We start from the raw sequence: 18,954 nt of genomic DNA on the forward strand, positions 1-18,954 counted from the left end.
CGAATTCACGAATTACTATTCTAAAAAGATCAAAACAGATATTTTTTTCTAAATTCGTGAATTCGTGGCGAAAAATCTGCCCGCATTTACATTAATGACTTCTCAAAAACTAAAAGAAATATTCCTTACCACTTTCAAATGGATTTTGATCTGCGTTTTGATAGGTATTTTTTCAGGATCTGCGTCGGCATTTTTTTTAGTTTCATTAGAATTTGTTACTCAATTTAGAATTCATCACGACTGGATTGTCTGGTTTTTGCCTTTCGGCGGATTATTAGTCGGACTGAGTTATTATTATTGGGGAGAATCGGTTGTAAAAGGCAATAATTTATTGCTGGAAGAATACGAAAATCCGCAAAAAATAATTCCGTTTAAAATGGCTCCGTTAGTTCTTTTTGGAACTTTAATTACTCATTTATTCGGAGGTTCTGCAGGCCGCGAAGGCACGGCTGTACAAATGGGCGGCGCAATTGCAGATCAATTCACGAAAATTTTCAAACTAGACAACTCCGAACGCAAAATCTTAATTATTCTCGGTATCAGCGCTGGTTTTGCATCTGTTTTTGGAACACCTTTGGCGGGCGCTATATTTGCTTTAGAAGTTTTATATTTCAGTAAAATAAATCTCAAAAGCATTATTCTATCCTTTTTAGTAGCTTATGCCGCTTATTTTACGGTAGAATTCTGGCAGGTAAAACATACACATTATAGTATTCCTGAGATTCCACAAATTTCAATTTCCACCATATTTTATACCATTATCATTGGCGTTTTATCCGGACTTGCTGCTTTATTATTTTCGAGAAGCACACACTTTTGGGGTTCGCTTTTTTCAAAAATTAAATTTCCACCTTTAAGACCTTTCATTGGCGGAATCATTTTAGCCATAGCCATAGCAGGTTTTGGATTTACAAAATTCTCAGGATTAGGAGTTCCTGAAATTGTTGATTCATTTTCAAATCAAAACCAATGGTATGATTTTTTACTCAAAATATTATTTACCGGATTTACGTTAGGAGCCGGGTTTAAAGGCGGAGAAGTAACTCCGTTATTCTTTGTAGGTGCCACTTTAGGAAGTGCTTTATCTCCAATTATTCCAATGCCAATTGCACTTTTGGCAGGTTTAGGATTCGTAGCCGTATTTTCGGGCGCGACCCACACTCCTATTGCCTGCACCATTATGGGGCTGGAATTATTTGGTCTTCAACCCGGAATTTTTATTGCAATTGCTTGTATTGTTGCTTATTTTTCTTCGGGTTCTGTTGGAATTTATAAATCTCAGATTGTAAAAGGGGCAAAATACAGACTTTATCGGGGATTAAATTCCAATTTTTAAATTCCAAAATCCAATAGGAAACGAAATTCCAAAAATTAAATTCCAAATTCCAAAACTTTCGTGAATCTCTGCGGAATATCAAAATCTAAATAAATCCTCGTTTCAATTAAATTCCAAAAAATAAATCTCAAAATCCAAAATCTTCGTGAATCTCTGCGAATCCTTTGAGAATCTCTGCGGAATACCATCAAAATCTAAAATAAATCCGCGTCATCCGTGTCACTATTTCACAATTTAAATCATTCAGTAATAAATTTCAAACTCATAATTCATAACTCAAAACTTCTAATTTATAAAAGTGTGTTAATCTGCAAAATGATTTCAACATTACATTAAAAAAATGTAAATTCGCACACTATGAAAATACAAGATATTCAAGCGATACAATTGTTGCTCGCAACCCCAAAGAAAATCGCCATAATTCCGCACAGAGGTCCAGATGGCGACGCCATGGGATCTACGTTAGGTTTATACCATTTTTTATTAAAAAACAATCATCAGCCAACGGTGATTGCGCCTAATGATTTTCCTGATTTCCTAGCCTGGTTACCAGGTTCTGAAACCGTAAAAATATTCGAAAAAGACACTGAAAACTGTACCAAAATATTAGAAGAAGCTGAGTTGATTTTTACACTTGACTTTAATGCTTTTCATCGTACAGGCGAAATGGAACATACTTTAGCAAAACTAACTGCGCCATTTATCATGATTGATCATCACCAAAAACCTGATGATTATGCTACTTATATGTACTCTGATACCGCGTTTGGTTCTACTTGCGAAATGGTTTATAATTTCATTTCTTTTTTAGATAAAAAACAAGATTTAGATAAAACCATTGCAACTTGCATTTATACAGGAATATTAACTGATTCCGGATCATTTCGTTTTCCGGGAACAACAGGAAATACACACCGCATTATTGCCGAATTGATAGATTTGGGTGTTGAAAATACTCAAATTCCGGTTCTTTTATTTGATAATAGTTCTTACAGCCGTTTGCAATTATTGGGTCGCGCATTGCAAAACATGAAAGTTTTTGAAGAATATAAAGCTTCTTATACAACACTTACCCAACAAGAATTAGATACTTTTCATTATGTAAAAGGCGATACAGAAGGAATTGTTAATTACGGATTAAGCATAAAAGGCATCTGTTTTACTGCTATTTTTATTGAAAATAAAGACGAAAATATTATTAAAATATCTTTCCGTTCGCAGGGAGGATTTGACGTAAATCAATTCGCCAGAGATCATTTTAATGGAGGAGGCCACAGCAACGCCGCCGGAGGAAGATCTGAAGTTTCTATGGAAGAAACGGTGAAAAAATTTGAAGATTTAGTAACAAAACTAAAAATATAACCCAAATGAACTACTTAAAACTAAGCATTTACACCCTACTTTTTGCTGTTTTATTGGTTAGCTGTAAACAACACGAAGAAGCAAGAAGACCTATTTCGAGATCTTCAGGTTCTTTTATGAAAAAATCGGCTGACCGTAATAAAAAACTGGTTGCAAGCGAAGAAGATGTTATTAAAAAAATCATCAAAAGCAACCCGAAAGTAAAATATTATGCAACCAGAAAAGGTTACTGGCTTTCTTATGATGAAAAAAATCTAACCGATACACAAACTCCCAAAAAAGGAGATATCGCTTATTTTAATTTAGAAATAAAAGATATTGAAGGTAAAATTATTTATTCTGAAGCAGAGCTTGGCCCGCAAACTTATTATGTTGACAAACAAGATATCATGATGGGATTACGCGACGGTATTAAGCTAATGCATAAAAATGAAACCGTTACTTTTTTATTCCCATCACATATTGCATACGGATATCATGGCGATAATAAAAAAATCGGAACCAATGAATCGTTGATTTGTACTGTTACACTAAGAAATTTTGTTCCGGATCCGGCCGTTGCAACAACTTCAACAGCAACTCCTGCAACTACAGGTACAACAACTGCAGCTGCAACAAAAAATCCAGCGGTTCAACCAACAAAACCGGCAGTTAAAAAAGCAGCCACTGAAACTAAAAAAGACACTGTAAAACCATAAAACAATATTTTAAAAATGAAAAAAAGTATTTTATTATTACTATTAGCCGTTTCCTCATTTTATTCTTGTAAAGACGAGCATAGCAATTTGCCTGACGGTTTATATGCAGATATTGAAACCAACAAAGGTCATATTATTGTTGAATTAGATTATAAAAAAGCACCTGTTACTGTTGCAAATTTTGTGACTTTGGCCGAAGGGAAAAATGAATTTGTAACCAAAGATTATCTAAAAGGAAAACCGTTTTACAACGGATTAAAGTTTCACAGAGTTATCGAAGATTTCATGATTCAGACAGGAGATCCTGAAGGAACAGGTTCTGGTGATACAGGATATAAATTTAAAGACGAATTCACTGATTTAAAATTTGACAAAGCCGGTGTTTTGGCAATGGCAAACAATGGTCCGGGAACAAACAGCAGTCAGTTTTTCATCACACATGTTGAGACACCGTGGTTAAACGGAAAACATACTATTTTTGGTCATGTGGTTGAAAAAGGACAAGAAGTTGTCAATCAGGTAAAACAAGACGATACTATCGTTTCTGTTACTATTATCAGAAATGGAGAAGCTGCTAAAAAATTTGATGCTGTAAAAGTTTTTAATGATTATTTTTCAGATATAGCAAAAGAAAAAAGCAAATTTGCAGGAGTTCAAAAAGAAAAAATTGACTATTATGCTGCTCAAAAAGCAAAAGCAACTAAAACTTCAACAGGTTTAGAATATGTAATTACTGAAAAAGGGGCTGGTAAAAAACCTGCAATAGGAACACAGTTATACATTCACTACGCAGGATTTTTAGAAGACGGAACTTTGTTTGACACAAGTATTGAAGACGTTGCCAAAACTTTTGGAAAATTTGATCCTGCAAGAGCCGAAGCAAAAGCATATTCGCCAATTCCTTTTCAGGCAGGTAAAAAAGACGGTATGATTCCCGGATTTATTGAGGGTATTGAAAAGCTTTCTTTTGGTGATAAAGCTGTTCTTTTTATCCCTTCTCATTTAGCTTACGGAGCTGCGGGAGCTGGTGGAGTTATTCCTCCAAATGCTAATATTATTTTTGAAGTACAATTACTGGAAAAACCGTAATAATATTCTTATTTTTGAAACATTATTACAGACTTAAATTCTAAAACACGATGAAATTTAAATTTCTATTTTTATTTTGCCTTGCAATAATCAATGTTCAGGCACAAGCAACAAAAAAAACTACTGCAAAAAAACCAGCTACAACAAAAGCAGTTGCACAGGCCAATCCTAATGAGGGAATTTTTGCCACTATTTCTACAACTAAAGGTGATATTGTTTTGTCTTTAGAATATGTAAAAGCGCCAGTTACTGTGGCTAATTTTATTTCTTTGGCAGAAGGTACAAATCCTAATGTAAAAGTAGAAAGACTAAAAGGAAAACCATTTTATGACGGCTTGAAATTTCACAGAGTTATCAATGATTTTATGATTCAGGGTGGAGATCCTGATGGAAACGGTTCCGGAGGACCAGGGTATTCATTTAAAGATGAATTTGTTGAAGAATTAAAATTTGAAAAAGGCGGTGTTTTAGCCATGGCAAATTCAGGTCCGGCAACAAACGGAAGCCAGTTTTTCATCACACATAAAGAAACACCTTGGTTAAATGGAAAACATACTATTTTTGGTCACGTAGTTTCAGGAATGGACAATGTAAATAAAATTGTTCAGGACGATATCATGACAAAAATTACTATTACTCGTAAAGGTGCTGCGGCTAAAAAATTTGATGCTTTAAAAGTTATAGCTGATGATGCGAAAAAAGATGAAGCTAAAAAAGCGGAAAGTAAAAAAGTAATTGCTGAAAAGGCGGCTTATTTTGCTGCTACTAAAGCCAAAGCAACTGCAACACCATCTGGTCTACAATATGTTATTACACAAAAAGGAACCGGCGTAAAAGGAGCTGACGGATCTACAATTTATTTTCACTATGCAGGATATTTTGAAGACGGAAATCTTTTTGACAGCAGCATGTCTCAGGTAGCAAAAGCATATGGTAAATATGATGCTAACAGAGATGCTCAAAAAGGATATCAGGCTTTTCCTTTTACAGTTGGTAAAAAAGACGGAATGATTCCTGGTTTTTTAGAAGCATTAGGTATGATGACCGATGGAGAAAAAGCAATTTTCTTTCTTCCTTCAAATTTAGCTTACGGAGAAAAAGGTGCAGGAGGGGTAATTCCGCCAAACGCAACTTTGGTTTTTGAAATCGAAACTTATCAAAATCAACCAGCTTTAAAATAATTTATTTTAAATTTTAGATATAAAAACCCATCATTATTGATGGGTTTTTTATTTTATTAAATCAAACATAAATCTAACAAATTCATAATTTTACGTCTAAAATTAAACCTAAAATCGCAACACTAATAATGTTTACAACTGTTTTCTATTAAATCCTAAACAAAATAGCTTACCTTTGCCGGCTTTTATTTTTAATTAAAACAATTCAAGATGTCACAAAACAATGTATTAAAGGGAGTATTTTTAGTTGCAATTGGTGCTACAACTTATGGAATGCTGGCTACTTTTGTAAAAATGGCTTATTCTGAAGGATATACTACTGCCGAAGTAACAACATCTCAATTTGTATTGGGAATTATTGGTATCTTATTAATTAATACATTTCAAAAAATAAAGCATAAAGATAATGTTGTAAAAGCAACACCAAAAAACATATTTAGCTTAATGCTTGCGGGAACTTCATTAGGAATGACCAGTTTATTCTATTATCTGGCTGTAAAATATATTCCGGTTTCTATTGGTATCGTTTTATTAATGCAAACCGTCTGGATGGGTGTTTTGCTGGAAATGATTCTGGAAAAAAATTACCTTCAAAACAAAAAGTCATTGCCGTATTTATTGTTTTGATCGGAACTGTTTTGGCGACCAATATTATCAATAATGATATAAAATTGGATTGGAGGGGTATTGCATGGGGAATTATGGCAGCAGCATCTTTTACGACAACTATGTTTACTGCAAATCGTGTTGCGACTGAAATTTCATCTGCACAGCGTAGTCTGTATATGTTATTAGGAGGAGCAGTAATTGTATTTTCATTTGCATTTGCTACTCAGACAACTGCTTTTAATCTTGCCATTTTCATGAAATGGGGAATCATTTTGTCTTTATTTGGTACAATAATTCCTCCGATGCTTATGAATGCAGGGTTTCCGTTAACGGGAATTGGTTTAGGAAGCATTGTTTCTGCTCTCGAATTACCAGTTTCAGTAATGATGGCATATGTTTTATTAAATGAAAAAGTTATCTTTTTACAATGGGTTGGAATTGTTTTAATCATTCTTGCCATTATTATAATGAATATAAATTTCAAACGTAAAAATTAACAAATTTACGTTCTATTAAAAATAAAGTAATTGTAAATCAATTTTTGTTAATTTTTTTTATAATTTCGTGATAAATAATCATATCATGAACCTACCCTGGCATTTATATTTAATGGCTTTTCTTTATATAATTGCAGGAATTAATCATTTCAAAAATCCGGGAATGTACATTAAGATCATTCCCTCCTATCTGCCAAACCCCAAACTATTAAATATTTTAAGTGGAGCTGCCGAAATTATTTTAGGCATCCTGCTAATAGTTCCTTTTACGACAAAATTGGCTGCCTGGGGAATTATAGCATTATTAATTGCTGTTTTTCCTGCAAATGTTCATATGTTTTGTAAGAAAAAAGGAAGTTTTTCTTTGTTAAAAATTATTTTATTAATACGTTTGCCCTTACAAATTGTATTGATTTTATGGGCATATAAATATACCCTTTAACAAACAAACTATTAATTAAATTTATTTACTATGAAAAAATTATTTGCAGAGTTCTTCGGAACTTATTGGCTGGTTTTTGGTGGTTGTGGAAGTGCACTTTTTGCGGCAGGATTTCCTGAATTAGGGATTGGTTTTGCAGGTGTTGCATTGGCTTTTGGTTTAACGGTATTAACAATGGCATATGCTGTTGGTCATATTTCAGGCGGACATTTTAACCCCGCTGTTTCGTTTGGTTTGTGGGCCGGAGGAAGATTCCCGGCAAAAGATTTGATCCCTTATATAATCGCACAATGTATAGGTGCAATTGCAGCAGCAGGTACATTATATACCATTGCTTCGGGAAAAGCAGGTTTTGTAATTGATGCAACCAAAGCAGGAGCATTTGCATCAAATGGTTTTGGTGCTTTTTCTCCAGACGGATATTCTTTGGCAGCAGCTTTTATTGCTGAATTTGTGCTTACGCTGTTTTTCTTATTAATCATTTTAGGTGCTACAGATAAATTTGCAAACACCTCTTTTGCTGGTATTGCAATTGGTTTAGCCCTAACATTAATTCACTTAATAAGCATTCCGATCACAAATACTTCTGTTAATCCGGCAAGATCATTGTCTCAGGCAATTTTTGTGGGTGGAGAACCGCTTTCGCAAGTCTGGCTATTTTGGGTTGCACCAATTTTAGGAGCTATTGTTGCCGGATTTATTTATAAAACATTATTACAAAAACAAGACGATACAGAATAGTATTATTTACAAATAACATTAAAATTTAAAATATGGAATTTTTATATTTCTTACTTATTGGAGCAATTTCAGGATGGTTAGCGGGTCAGGTTTGGAAAGGTGCTGGCTTTGGATTAATTGGTAATATCATCGTTGGAATTATTGGTGGATTCATCGGTGGATGGATTGCCGGTAAACTTGGAATTGGCGGAGGCGGCCTTTTATGGCAAATACTGATAGCTGTTGGAGGAGCCTGGGTTTTATTATTTATTATCAGCCTTATCAAAAAGTAATAAATCTTTATTAAGATAATTTATTCAAGAGAAAATCTTATATATTTATATTTGATTTTCTCTTTTTTTATGAAATATCAGTAATTTTAATACGCTTATAAAGCGACAAAGTTTATTCTATTTTAAATTAATAGTTTATTATGAATGAAATCATTGCTTATTTCAGTACGATTCCATCTTCACACCGAAGTTTAATTTTGGTTGGAGGAATAACTATTTTTTGGCTTATCGAAAGTACATTTCCACTATTCCGGATGCAATATAGAAAATGGCATCACGCAGGAATAAATATCTTTTTTACGATTACAACTATTATCGTAAATTTCATTTTAGCTTTTATACTAATTAAAACTGCTGCCTGGACAACCGAAAATAATTTTGGAATTTTGCAATGGCTCCCAAAAATTCCAATTTGGCTTTATACCCTTATTGGTTTGCTTTTATTAGATTTAATTGGTGCTTATTTGGCGCATTTTATCGAACATAAAATAAAATTTTTATGGCGTTTTCATTTAATTCATCATACAGATACCTGGATTGATACTACAACGGCAAATAGACATCATCCGGGAGAAAGCATCATTCGTTTTTTATTTACAACTGCAGGCGTTTTAATAGTCGGAAGTCCGATGTGGATGGTTTTTCTTTATCAATCATTATCTGTCATAGCTTCTCAATTCAATCATGCTAATATTTCGCTGCCTCCTAAATTAGACAATATTCTGAGTTATTTTATCGTTTCTCCTAATATGCACAAAGTACATCATCATTATGTTTTACCCTATACTGACAGCAATTATGGAAACATTTTTTCTGTTTGGGATCGACTTTTTGGCACTTTTACAACGTTGCCAAAAGAAGAATTAATATACGGAGTAGATACGCACATGGCAGCAGATGAGCATAACAAATTGAAAAATTTATTAAAAATTCCGTTTCAAAAATCAAGATCCGAAAAAAACAAGCAAAATCATTAAAAAAAACACACCTGATCGAACCAACTAATTATTTTTTTATTAATATTGATACTTAAATTGAAAATCAATCTATTAATCATTAACCCCTATTTTGAATTAATTTTCACGTGATGAAAAAGAGTAACCGCAAAGAGTTGAGCTGGGAACAAACGGAAAAACTTGTTTCGTTGGCATTGGAAGAAAGAAATCCATTTGAAATTATAAAAAAAGAATTTGGATTGGCAGAAAAAGAAGTTCTGGAAATCATGAAAAAGAAAATGCCACTCGAAAAATTTGAAATGTGGAAAAAGAAGGCGATCGCAAATAAACCAAAACCAAAACCCGTTAAAATAGATGATTTTGATGAAGATTTGGATGGAAAATATTACATAAAGAACAAACTTGACTAGCATAAAACTCCTGTGAATCGGGAGTTTTTTTATTTTTAATTTTATGTAACATTATTACATTTTATAAGTCAAATACACATAACTAAACATAAACAAATGAAAAAAATACTTTACACATTAGCTCTTGCGGTAACGTTTTGGAGCTGTAAAACCGGTACGGGTTCCGGAGCTGCAAAAAGTAATACCGTGGCCGTTACTATTAATCTTGTCGATGTAAAAGACGATAAAGTTTTGGTAACCGTTACTCCGCCGGAAATAAAAACAGATGAAATTATTTATAGTATCCCAAAAACAGTTCCCGGAACTTATTCTACAGATAATTACGGTAAATATTCTGATGATTTTAAAGCTTTTGATGCTAAAGGAAACGCTTTAACAGTAAAAAGAATCGACGATAATTCATGGTCCATTTCAAATGCCAAAACATTAACAAAAATAACTTATTTAGTTGGTGATACTTTTGATACTGAAAAAGGAACCGGCTTTGGTAATGATGACGTTTTCTCACCAGCAGGAACTAATATCAACGCAGGAATCAATTTTATGGTCAATACACACGGTTTTGTGGGGTATTTTCAGGATAAATTAGATGTTCCGTATAAAGTTACCATTACGCATCCTGAAACACTATGGGGAGCAACTTCTATGAATGATGAAGATGCAAGCAAAACAAGTGACGTTTTTACAACTCCACGTTATGCTGTTTTGGTTGAAAATCCAATTATGTATTCTAAACCTGACTATACAACTTTCAATGTAAACGGAATGGATATTTTAATCGCCGTTTATTCTCCAACAGGAAAATTTACAGCCGAAAGTATAACACCGGAAATGAAAACAATGATGACGGCGCAAAAAAACTTTTTAGGAAAAGTAAATGCGACTAAAAAATATACTGTTTTATTGTATTTATCAAGCATGGCAAAAGATGATGCACACGGTTTTGGTGCCTTAGAACACCCAACTGCTACAACAGTTGTTTTGCCGGAATCAATGCCAAAAGAAAAATTGGTTGAATCTATGAAAGATGTAGTTTCTCATGAGTTTTTCCATATCGTAACTCCCCTAACTGTACATTCAAAAGAAATCCAGTATTTTGATTATAATGCACCAAAAATGTCAGAACATTTATGGATGTATGAAGGTGTAACTGAATACTTTGCAAACCTTTTTCAAATTAATCAGGGTTTAATTGACGAAGCCGAATTCTATACTCGTATTGCTGATAAAATAGAACAGGCTAAAGGATTGAACGATACAATGTCGTTTACGGTAATGAGCAAAAATGTTTTAGAGCAACCTTACAAAGACCAATATTTAAATGTATACCAAAAAGGAGCCTTAATTGGTATGTGTATAGACATCATTATTAGAGAAAAAAGTAATGGAGAAAGAGGAATTCTTGACTTAATGCATAAATTATCCAGCGAATATGGCGTTGAAAAACCATTTAACGATAATGAGCTTTTTGCAAAAATTACTCAATTGACATATCCTGAAGTTGGTGAATTTTTAAAAACTTATGTTGCCGGAACTACTCCTATTCCTTATGAAACTTATTTAGCAAAAGTAGGCGTAACAAAATCTGTTGAAAAAGCGCCTGGAACAATTTTCATTAAAGGACAGCAGCCATATATTGGTGTTGATAAAGCGACAAAAGCAATAAGCATTCGCCCTGATGTTGACTTAAATGTATTTTTTACAAGCTTAAATCTTAAAGCTGGTGATGGTATAACAACTGTAAATGGTAAAACTTACAACCTTGACAACATCTACGATTTGATTACAGAAAGTGAAAACTGGAAAGAAAATGATCCTATTACTCTTCAAATAAAGCGTGATGGAAAAGAGCAAACTATAAAAGGAACTGTGAAACTTCCATACGAAGAAAAAGAAACTTTTAAAGCTACAGATGCTTCAAAAGAGAAACTTAAAACTGCGTGGTTGAAAGGGTAAATTTCTTTTTTAGTTACAAAGACAAAAAGCTCCAATCAAAAGATTGGAGCTTTTTTTATTCTCATTTTGTCATTTCGAGGAACGAGAAATCACATAAAGTAAGGACATACAGTTCGTCGCTCTCTGGATTTGATTTCTCGTTCCTCGAAATGACAAAATTGAGTTTATTTCTTCACCGGAAACTTCCAGTCAAATTCATCTTTATCATTAATGATAGCTCCTACTTCAAACTTCACAACTTCATCAAATTCTGTTTGAAGAATAAACCAATTGTCTTCATTGAAATAATTTTCGAAAGTATCAAAGGTTTCCTGAGTGTATTTTGTAATGCCTTTTGCAGCAAAATCTTTCTTTACATCCGCAATTTTTCTATCAATTAACTTGAATCCAAAAACTTCCAAATCAGTACTTGAAGCTACTAAATATCCTAATTTTAAATCTTCTTCCTGATAAAATGTCAATCTGATTTTTTGTGCATTATATACAAAAATCACATTATCATCTTCGTCTTTATAATTTTTATCAGGTTTTCCTAAAGCAGCCGTTACATCGTTTTGCTTCATTCCGAAAAGCAATTTATCAATTCCTGATTTTAGATTTATTTTCATAATTATTGTTCTAATATTTGAAGTGCAAATTTCGTGAAGTTTTTATAAAGTTGGTTATGTTTAGAGTTTTTGTTTGCTGTATTTTTTCGCCACGCATCCTGCAAGGTTTTCAAAACCTTGTAGGTATTTTATATCCATCACCAAAATAGACCTACAAGGTTTTGAAAACCTTGCAGGAAGTCAAAAATCAATCCTAATTTTAACACAACCTAGTAATTCCTCTTATTCGGTTTCGAACTCATATAAAAAGTAATTTTCCCGCCATTCACAACGTCCGAATGTTTCAAAAGGGTCTTGAAAGCCCTTTTCCATTCAAAAGTACTTTACTCACAAAAACATTCTTATCCGATTGATTTACGGTTTCAACTTCAAAGTTTTTTCCATTTTCTAAATTAAAAACCGCCTTTTTAACTAACGGACTTCCTAAGGCATATTCATCAGAACCGGGTGCAACCGGATAAAATCCTAAACTGCTAAAAATATACCAGGCGCTCATTTGCCCGAAATCGTCATTTCCGCCTAAACCGTCGGCTCCATTTCGGTACATTTTTTTCAGGATCATTCTAATTTTGTCCTGTGCTTTCCATGGAGAATTTGTCCAGTTGTACAAATAAACAACGTGATGCGAAGGTTCGTTTCCGTGAACATAATTACCTATAATTCCTTCTCTTGTAATATCTTCGGTATTCTCAAAATATTTGTCCGGCAAATGCATGTTGAATAACGAATCTAAACGAACATTAAATTTGTCGTTTCCACCCATCATCTTAATCATTTCAGCAGGATCCTGCGGAACATACAAACTATAATTCCATGAATTCCCTTCGATAAAACCTTGTCCGTGCGTGTCTAGCGGGTCAAATTCTTTTTTGAAAGTTCCGTCGTCTAATTTAGGACGCATAAAACCTGTTTTTTCATCATAAACGTTTTTGTAGTTTTTAGATCTTTCGATAAATTCATTATAAATTTCAGTTTTGCCTAATTTTTTGGCTGCCTGCGCAATTGCCCAATCATCATAAGCGTACTCTAAAGTTTTAGAAACCGAAGATCCATTTTTATCTTCCGGAACGTATCCTTTTTTTATATAATATTCTAAACCATCGTAATACGGAACTTTCGCAGTATTTACACATGCCTGAAGTGCTTTTTCAGAATCAAAATTAGTGTTGCCTTTTACAATCGCATCAGCAACGACAGAAACAGAATGATAACCAATCATGCACCAGTTTTCGTTAGCATAGTGCGACCAGATTGGCAGCATTCTGTGTACACTTTGGTCTGAATGTGCCAGCATCGAGCTAATCATATCTGAATTTCGGGTTGGCTGAACCAAATTAAATAAAGGATGTAAGGCTCTATATGTATCCCATAATGAATAGCTTGTATAATTTTTAAAGTTTTCAGCTTTATGAACATTCATATCCAAACCTTTATAATTTCCATCAAGATCCATGTATTCTGTTGGACCTAGAAATGCATGGTACATTGCCGTGTAAAAATTCACTAAATCTTCTTTCTGAATAGTTTCAATATGAATTTTATTCAATTCTTTGTTCCAAATTTCCTGACTTTGTTTTTTTATTTTTTCAAAATCCCAACCCGGAACTTCTTTTTTCATATTCTCAAGCGCACCGGCAGAACTCACCGGAGATAAAGCCATTTTTATTTTGATTTTTTCGCCTTCTTCGGTATTAAAATCAAAAAACAGTTTTAGGTTTTGACCTGCCATTTCCGGAAAATTTTTGGTCTGATCAAACCTTCCCCAAAAACCTCTGTACACATTTTTTTCCTGCGCCGCCTGACCGTAGCTTTTAATTGGTTTGCTGAAAGACATAGCAAAATAAACGGTTCTTGTTCTTGCCCAGCCATTTGTCTGGCGATATCCGGTAATTAAAGTATCGTTTTCTACACGAACAAAGGTCCAGACATTCTTTTTATCATAGTTGTAAATTCCCGAAGTTAAATCAAGAATAATATGTGCTTCATCAGATTTTGGAAAGGTATATTGATGCATTCCTACGCGCGTTGTTGCCGTAAGTTCAGCTTTAATATCATGATCTTCAAGAAGAACGCTGTAATAAGCCGGTTCTGCTTTTTCGGTCGAATGCGAAAATGCAGATCGATATCCGGATAATAGTTTTGAAGCTACTCCGGGGTTTAGTTGTAATTTTCCCGTTGTTGGCATAATTAAAAAATCACCAAGATCAGAATGTCCTGTCCCACTGAAATGAGTATGACTAAAACCTACAATCGTTTTATCTTCATATTGATAGCCTGCACAATATTTGTAAACTTCACCATTGTATTTTCCGTTTAAACTATAAGCAATTGTATCTGTTTCAGGACTTAATTGTACACTCCCAAACGGAACTGTTGCGCCAGGATACGTATGTCCCATTTTGGCTGTACCAATCATTGGGTCAACGTATTGAATCAAGTTTTTTAAGTTGTCTGCTTTCTTTTGAGCATTTACTTCATTCGTAAAACGAAATAGCAAAACTGATAATCCAAAAAGAAGATGTTTTGTTTTTATAATATTCATTGGTGTGTATTTGATATTATTTGTAAAACTGAATCAATTTCAATTTCACGTTAGGAAATTACGACAAAAATGGAATTTAAAAAATATAAATGTTCGTAAACTGAAAAGCTTTTAGATATCTTTGATTTATAATTTATATACCACATGAAACGATTTATTTCATTCCTTTTCCTTTTACATTCAATCTTTGGTTTTTCGCAAAAAACAGAAAGTTCTATTTTAGATAAAGAACAAATAAAACAAAGAGAATTAGAGAATCTTTCTGACTTCCCTATTTACAGAGCTTATGAATATCAGGATAAAGGCGGAGTTTTTGAATTGGTTTTATGTGAAAATCAAACAAATAAAAAAGATACATTAAATACAAAAATCCAGGCGATTTGCGGTATGAACGATCACGGCGGTTTTCTTGAAAAATGGAGAATTAACGATTTACTTGAAGATTACGAGCCTAAAGAAACCAACATTTGGTTCTGGACAAAATATTGCAGCATCAAAGATATTGATGGCGATGGCTATATAGAACCTGTTATTGTATATGGAACAAGAAATGAAAATGATGAAATAAGACGGGTTAAAATTATTACCGTGTATAAAAACAAGAAATATGTAGTTCGTGCTGTAGAATGTGATCTTGATATTTGCAGAAGTTTTAAGAAAGACTCAAACTGGAATTCCTTACCTCAAAAAATAAAACTTTACGTTGATCAATTAGTTGTAAAACTGCGAAAAGAACAAGATTTATTATTGAAAGATGGGTAATGTTTTAAATGTCAATTTCAATGTCAATGTCAAAATTCAATAGCAATTTTTTCAAAACTGAAATTCAATATATCTGCTTGTTTGGTTAAACTGGATTAATCCCGAAGCGTCGGGACAGCCCTACAATATTGGTCGAGCCTATGGCTCTTTTTGCCGTTAGTATTTTTAAAGCTTTCGCTTTAAATTTTCTTTTACCTCGGCAAACCATTCTTCTTTTAGGATACTTAAAACAATCGAATCACGGCGCACTTCTCTATTTGCTGTTGGCATGTGGCTTCGCAAAACACCTTCGACTTTGCAGCCAATACTTTTCATTGCGGCAATACTTCTGTCGTTATTATTATCAGCACGGAATTCTACTCGCTCCATTCCAAGAGTTTCAAAAGCAAATTGCAATAATAAAAATTTGCAATGTTTGTTTAGTCCGGTTCCTCTAAAAGCAGATCCGTACCAAGTGTAACCTAATTGCACGGTTTTATATTCAAGCTGAATATCGTAAAAACGTGTTGAGCCTGCATATTTTTGAGATTTTTTATCGAAAACTATAAACGGAAATTCTTTTTTATCTTCTCTTGCTTTTATAGCCGATTGAATATAATTGATCAAATTGTCTTTTCCATCTGCACCAACTAAAGAGTATTTCCAGGTTTCTGGTTCGTTTATAGAAAATTCCAATAAATTATCGACATCTGATTCTTGCAATGGGCGCAATAAAACTAAATCGTCTTCTAAAATAATGTTGTCTGAGAAATTGAAATTTGATGTTGGATTCATAATTGAAATTCTTTGAAAAAAATTTTCTGATTAAGTACTGATTAGTAAAGATATTTGAAAAAATTCAAGATTAAAAAATTAATCTCATCTACTAATGAAATTTTAAATAGTTTACGGAATTAAATATAAGATTATTCTTTCTTTATTTGTATTATTGCAATCATTTAAAGTTTAAAATTTTTGAATATTTTATTAGCCACAGAAATAGTATTAGAAAAGAGTTTTGGAGATACTTTTTGGTACGACTTATTAATTGCCTTATTTACAGGAGTATTATCTTGTTTAATATTTTATTTGGCACTTCGCATATTTAAACCCAATATAAAAACCTGCAGTATTCTTTGCAAAGAAATTGAAACTTTTGATGACAAAACTAAAACAAGATATTATTTTAAATTTATAAACAAAACGTATTCAGATATTGAAAATGTATCTATAAATTTATTACTTATCGAAGATTATATTCATGGAAGTGGTAAAAATTTTATTGGCAAAGAATTGAAACTTAAAAGATATGATTTCAAAAACATTCCTGGTAAGCGGAGAAAAAACAAGGAAATTCACAATAACTGCGTACAGATGTTAATTGATGAAGATTTAGAAAAACTTTGGGATGGAAGGAAAGAATATTTGGAATTACAAATTGATTGTACACATTCTAAAAGTGGAAGAAGACTTGTACATGTACAAAAGTATACAGATGTAAAGAACACGATCAAAAATGGGCGCTTTGATTCGGGCGAAAACTTTAACATTATATAAATGTAACCTACTATTTATATTTGTAAATTTATACTTTAAAACTTAAGATTATGAAAAACGATATTATTTGGAAATAGTTGAATATACAGTAAACTATTCCTTTTTGATTATAAAAACAAAGCCTCTAAATAGATTAGAGGCTTTTATTTTATATACTGAAATGATCAATAAAATTTCACTTTTAATGAAACAAAATTACTCACTCATTTCATCATAACGTTCCGGAACTTGCGGATCATACAACGGACATTTGAATTCTTCCATTAAACTGACTAATTTATTCATGGTTTTTCCTTCGGTTCCATAACAGTCAATTTTAATACTTTGTGGAGTTGAAATTACCTGAAAAGCACCCTTTCCTTTAGTATTTTGCCAGCTATTTTCATCGACTTTTTCCCATTCAGAAAATACAGAAGCGATTCGGTTAAAAATTACTTCTACAGGAAGTGTTTCTAATCCTTCAACTTCCTCTTTTTCAAGAAGTGCTTCGTAAACTTCGTGATGATTTAAATAAATCTCATCTAAATATCTCCAAAAAAGTAACTCGTACATAACTCTTGTGGTTTTTAGCCCCGATAGCAGTGGAAATCCTTTTGTTTTTTTCTTTAAAAAACAAAAGATTGTAACGGATAGCGGGATTAGCTCCTAAAAAAACTAATTATTAATAAAAAAGGTCCCGTTGAAACTCCAGTATAAAAAACCTTTGCAACTCAGAACCTCTGAACCTTTGTAACTTAAAAAAATTAATATTCGAATGTTCCGTATTCGCTTATAATTGTCAATTTCTTAGCATCTGCTGCTTCTACTCTACCCACGATTTGTGCATCGACATTGAATGATTTTGAAATCGCAATAATATCTTGTGCGATATTTTCGGGAACATAAATTTCCATACGGTGACCGCAATTAAAAACCTGATACATTTCTTTCCAGTCTGTTTTTGATTGTTCCTGAATTAGTTTAAACAATGGTGGAACCGGGAATAAATTATCTTTTATAATATGTAAATTCTGAACGAAATGTAGAATCTTAGTCTGCGCTCCACCGCTGCAATGCACCATTCCGTGAATATCGTTTGGTGTATATTTATCTAAAATTTTCTTGATAATTGGCGCGTAAGTTCTTGTTGGAGAAAGCACCAACTGACCTGCGTTTATTGGGCTGTTCTCGACTTCATCCGTTAGGTTTACCTGACCAGAATAAATCAATTCTTCCGGAACAAGAGCATCGAAACTTTCAGGGTATTTTTTAGCTAAATATTTTCCGAAAACATCATGGCGTGCAGAGGTTAAGCCGTTGCTTCCCATTCCTCCGTTATAACCTTTTTCATAAGTTGCCTGACCAAAAGACGCCAAACCAACAATTACGTCTCCCGCTTTAATGTTTGCATTATCAACAACATCGCTTCGTTTCATGCGTGCTGTTACCGTAGAATCTACAATAATAGTACGAACAACATCTCCAACATCGGCAGTTTCACCTCCTGTTGAATGAATGGTTACTCCGAAAGTTTTTAATTCGTTGATTAATTCTTCGGTTCCGTTAATGATTGCCGAAATAACTTCTGCAGGAATTAAGTTTTTATTTCTTCCGATTGTCGATGAAAGCAAGATATTATCTGTTGCCCCAACACATAATAAATCATCAATATTCATGATTAACGCATCTTGCGCGATTCCTTTCCAAACAGAAATATCTCCGGTTTCTTTCCAGTACATATACGCCAAAGACGATTTTGTACCGGCTCCGTCAGCGTGCATAATTAAGCAATGTTCTGAATCCTGGGTAAGATAATCAGGAACAATTTTGCAGAATGCCTGAGGAAATAATCCTTTGTCAATATTTTTTATGGCGTTGTGTACGTCTTCTTTTGATGCCGAAACACCTCTTTGTGCGTACCTTTTGCTAGAATCTGAACTCATGAAAATTAGTTTGTGTTGATGTGGTGCAAAGATAA

General features: G+C 33.2%; 17 protein-coding genes and 2 pseudogenes. 14 read left to right on the forward strand and 5 right to left on the reverse strand.

The window, feature by feature from the left end:
• Positions 1–94: 94 nt before the first annotated feature.
• The 12 genes and pseudogenes from ACZZZT_RS20225 (at position 95) to ACZZZT_RS20280 (ending at position 11,549) form a co-directional block, all read left to right on the forward strand.
• The gene (locus ACZZZT_RS20225; RefSeq protein ID WP_463462474.1) at positions 95–1,336 is read left to right on the forward strand and encodes a voltage-gated chloride channel family protein; all 1,242 of its coding nucleotides are present in this window, start codon (positions 95–97) and stop codon (positions 1,334–1,336) included.
• A gap of 357 nt (positions 1,337–1,693) precedes the next feature.
• Positions 1,694–2,698, forward strand: coding sequence for a DHH family phosphoesterase (locus ACZZZT_RS20230; protein ID WP_073393311.1), 1,005 nt, complete (start codon positions 1,694–1,696; stop codon positions 2,696–2,698).
• A gap of 5 nt (positions 2,699–2,703) precedes the next feature.
• The gene (gene gldI / locus ACZZZT_RS20235) at positions 2,704–3,396 is read left to right on the forward strand and encodes a gliding motility-associated peptidyl-prolyl isomerase GldI (RefSeq protein ID WP_042563199.1); all 693 of its coding nucleotides are present in this window, start codon (positions 2,704–2,706) and stop codon (positions 3,394–3,396) included.
• A gap of 15 nt (positions 3,397–3,411) precedes the next feature.
• Entirely contained in the window at positions 3,412–4,485 is a 1,074-nt protein-coding gene (locus tag ACZZZT_RS20240) for a peptidylprolyl isomerase (protein WP_073393307.1), read from the forward strand.
• A gap of 50 nt (positions 4,486–4,535) precedes the next feature.
• Positions 4,536–5,666, forward strand: coding sequence for a peptidylprolyl isomerase (locus ACZZZT_RS20245; protein WP_073393305.1), 1,131 nt, complete (start codon positions 4,536–4,538; stop codon positions 5,664–5,666).
• Between the two features lie 210 nt (positions 5,667–5,876).
• Positions 5,877–6,772 (forward strand): annotated as a pseudogene (locus ACZZZT_RS20250) (EamA family transporter).
• Positions 6,773–6,857: 85 nt separating this feature from the next.
• Positions 6,858–7,214 carry a DoxX family protein gene (locus tag ACZZZT_RS20255; RefSeq protein ID WP_463461705.1) on the forward strand — a complete coding sequence of 119 codons (357 nt, stop codon included), beginning with the start codon at positions 6,858–6,860 and terminating at the stop codon, positions 7,212–7,214.
• 30 nt (positions 7,215–7,244) lie between these two features.
• Positions 7,245–7,955: an aquaporin Z gene (aqpZ, locus tag ACZZZT_RS20260; RefSeq protein ID WP_073393299.1), complete on the forward strand. Its 711-nt coding sequence runs from the start codon at positions 7,245–7,247 to the stop codon at positions 7,953–7,955.
• Between the two features lie 32 nt (positions 7,956–7,987).
• Complete coding sequence (locus tag ACZZZT_RS20265) at positions 7,988–8,227, forward strand: GlsB/YeaQ/YmgE family stress response membrane protein (protein WP_042563193.1); 240 nt, start codon at positions 7,988–7,990, stop codon at positions 8,225–8,227.
• 140 nt (positions 8,228–8,367) lie between these two features.
• Positions 8,368–9,204 (forward strand): sterol desaturase family protein, encoded by an 837-nt coding sequence (locus ACZZZT_RS20270; RefSeq protein WP_073393295.1) that lies wholly within the window; start codon positions 8,368–8,370, stop codon positions 9,202–9,204.
• 110 nt (positions 9,205–9,314) lie between these two features.
• Positions 9,315–9,593 carry a DUF2805 domain-containing protein gene (locus tag ACZZZT_RS20275; protein WP_042563191.1) on the forward strand — a complete coding sequence of 93 codons (279 nt, stop codon included), beginning with the start codon at positions 9,315–9,317 and terminating at the stop codon, positions 9,591–9,593.
• Positions 9,594–9,689: 96 nt separating this feature from the next.
• Complete coding sequence (locus tag ACZZZT_RS20280) at positions 9,690–11,549, forward strand: M61 family metallopeptidase (RefSeq protein ID WP_463461706.1); 1,860 nt, start codon at positions 9,690–9,692, stop codon at positions 11,547–11,549.
• Between the two features lie 164 nt (positions 11,550–11,713).
• On the opposite strand, the gene ACZZZT_RS20285 is transcribed toward ACZZZT_RS20280, so the two are convergent.
• Together ACZZZT_RS20285 and ACZZZT_RS20290 are read right to left on the reverse strand one after the other, a co-directional pair.
• Positions 11,714–12,157 (reverse strand): hypothetical protein, encoded by a 444-nt coding sequence (locus ACZZZT_RS20285; RefSeq protein WP_073393292.1) that lies wholly within the window; start codon positions 12,155–12,157, stop codon positions 11,714–11,716.
• A gap of 209 nt (positions 12,158–12,366) precedes the next feature.
• Positions 12,367–14,699 (reverse strand): annotated as a pseudogene (locus tag ACZZZT_RS20290) (GH92 family glycosyl hydrolase).
• A gap of 144 nt (positions 14,700–14,843) precedes the next feature.
• Between ACZZZT_RS20290 and ACZZZT_RS20295 the strand changes: the two are divergent.
• On the forward strand, positions 14,844–15,461 hold the full coding sequence (locus ACZZZT_RS20295) for a M949_RS01915 family surface polysaccharide biosynthesis protein (RefSeq protein WP_463461707.1): 618 nt from the start codon (positions 14,844–14,846) through the stop codon (positions 15,459–15,461).
• A gap of 165 nt (positions 15,462–15,626) precedes the next feature.
• Here ACZZZT_RS20295 and ACZZZT_RS20300 read toward each other — a convergent pair whose 3' ends face one another.
• Positions 15,627–16,235, reverse strand: a complete 609-nt coding sequence (locus ACZZZT_RS20300) for a GNAT family N-acetyltransferase (protein WP_463461708.1) — start codon at positions 16,233–16,235, stop codon at positions 15,627–15,629.
• A gap of 180 nt (positions 16,236–16,415) precedes the next feature.
• On the opposite strand from ACZZZT_RS20300, the gene ACZZZT_RS20305 reads away from it, so the two are divergent.
• A complete protein-coding gene (locus tag ACZZZT_RS20305) occupies positions 16,416–16,997 on the forward strand; it encodes a hypothetical protein (RefSeq protein WP_073393286.1) in 582 nt (193 codons plus the stop codon).
• A 195-nt stretch (positions 16,998–17,192) separates the two neighbouring features.
• On the opposite strand, the gene ACZZZT_RS20310 is transcribed toward ACZZZT_RS20305, so the two are convergent.
• Together ACZZZT_RS20310 and ACZZZT_RS20315 are read right to left on the reverse strand one after the other, a co-directional pair.
• Positions 17,193–17,549, reverse strand: coding sequence for a hypothetical protein (locus ACZZZT_RS20310; RefSeq protein ID WP_073393284.1), 357 nt, complete (start codon positions 17,547–17,549; stop codon positions 17,193–17,195).
• Between the two features lie 191 nt (positions 17,550–17,740).
• A complete protein-coding gene (locus ACZZZT_RS20315) occupies positions 17,741–18,919 on the reverse strand; it encodes an AIR synthase related protein (RefSeq protein WP_463461709.1) in 1,179 nt (392 codons plus the stop codon).
• Positions 18,920–18,954: the final 35 nt, after the last annotated feature.

It is taken from the genome of Flavobacterium sp. AC274, from assembly GCF_979258275.1.

Excerpts from the sequence above, each read along its gene's own strand:
- gldI (WP_042563199.1), top strand. The coding sequence starts at position 2,704 with ATGAACTACTTAAAACTAAGCATTTACACCCTACTTTTTGCTGTTTTA.
- ACZZZT_RS20270 (WP_073393295.1), top strand. The coding sequence starts at position 8,368 with ATGAATGAAATCATTGCTTATTTCAGTACGATTCCATCTTCACACCGA.
- aqpZ (WP_073393299.1), top strand. The coding sequence starts at position 7,245 with ATGAAAAAATTATTTGCAGAGTTCTTCGGAACTTATTGGCTGGTTTTT.
- ACZZZT_RS20300 (WP_463461708.1), bottom strand. The coding sequence starts at position 16,235 with ATGAATCCAACATCAAATTTCAATTTCTCAGACAACATTATTTTAGAA.
- ACZZZT_RS20315 (WP_463461709.1), bottom strand. The coding sequence starts at position 18,919 with ATGAGTTCAGATTCTAGCAAAAGGTACGCACAAAGAGGTGTTTCGGCA.
- ACZZZT_RS20245 (WP_073393305.1), top strand. The coding sequence starts at position 4,536 with ATGAAATTTAAATTTCTATTTTTATTTTGCCTTGCAATAATCAATGTT.
- ACZZZT_RS20275 (WP_042563191.1), top strand. The coding sequence starts at position 9,315 with ATGAAAAAGAGTAACCGCAAAGAGTTGAGCTGGGAACAAACGGAAAAA.
- ACZZZT_RS20295 (WP_463461707.1), top strand. The coding sequence starts at position 14,844 with ATGAAACGATTTATTTCATTCCTTTTCCTTTTACATTCAATCTTTGGT.
- ACZZZT_RS20225 (WP_463462474.1), top strand. The coding sequence starts at position 95 with ATGACTTCTCAAAAACTAAAAGAAATATTCCTTACCACTTTCAAATGG.
- ACZZZT_RS20240 (WP_073393307.1), top strand. The coding sequence starts at position 3,412 with ATGAAAAAAAGTATTTTATTATTACTATTAGCCGTTTCCTCATTTTAT.
- ACZZZT_RS20285 (WP_073393292.1), bottom strand. The coding sequence starts at position 12,157 with ATGAAAATAAATCTAAAATCAGGAATTGATAAATTGCTTTTCGGAATG.
- ACZZZT_RS20280 (WP_463461706.1), top strand. The coding sequence starts at position 9,690 with ATGAAAAAAATACTTTACACATTAGCTCTTGCGGTAACGTTTTGGAGC.
- ACZZZT_RS20310 (WP_073393284.1), bottom strand. The coding sequence starts at position 17,549 with ATGTACGAGTTACTTTTTTGGAGATATTTAGATGAGATTTATTTAAAT.
- ACZZZT_RS20255 (WP_463461705.1), top strand. The coding sequence starts at position 6,858 with ATGAACCTACCCTGGCATTTATATTTAATGGCTTTTCTTTATATAATT.
- ACZZZT_RS20265 (WP_042563193.1), top strand. The coding sequence starts at position 7,988 with ATGGAATTTTTATATTTCTTACTTATTGGAGCAATTTCAGGATGGTTA.
- ACZZZT_RS20230 (WP_073393311.1), top strand. The coding sequence starts at position 1,694 with ATGAAAATACAAGATATTCAAGCGATACAATTGTTGCTCGCAACCCCA.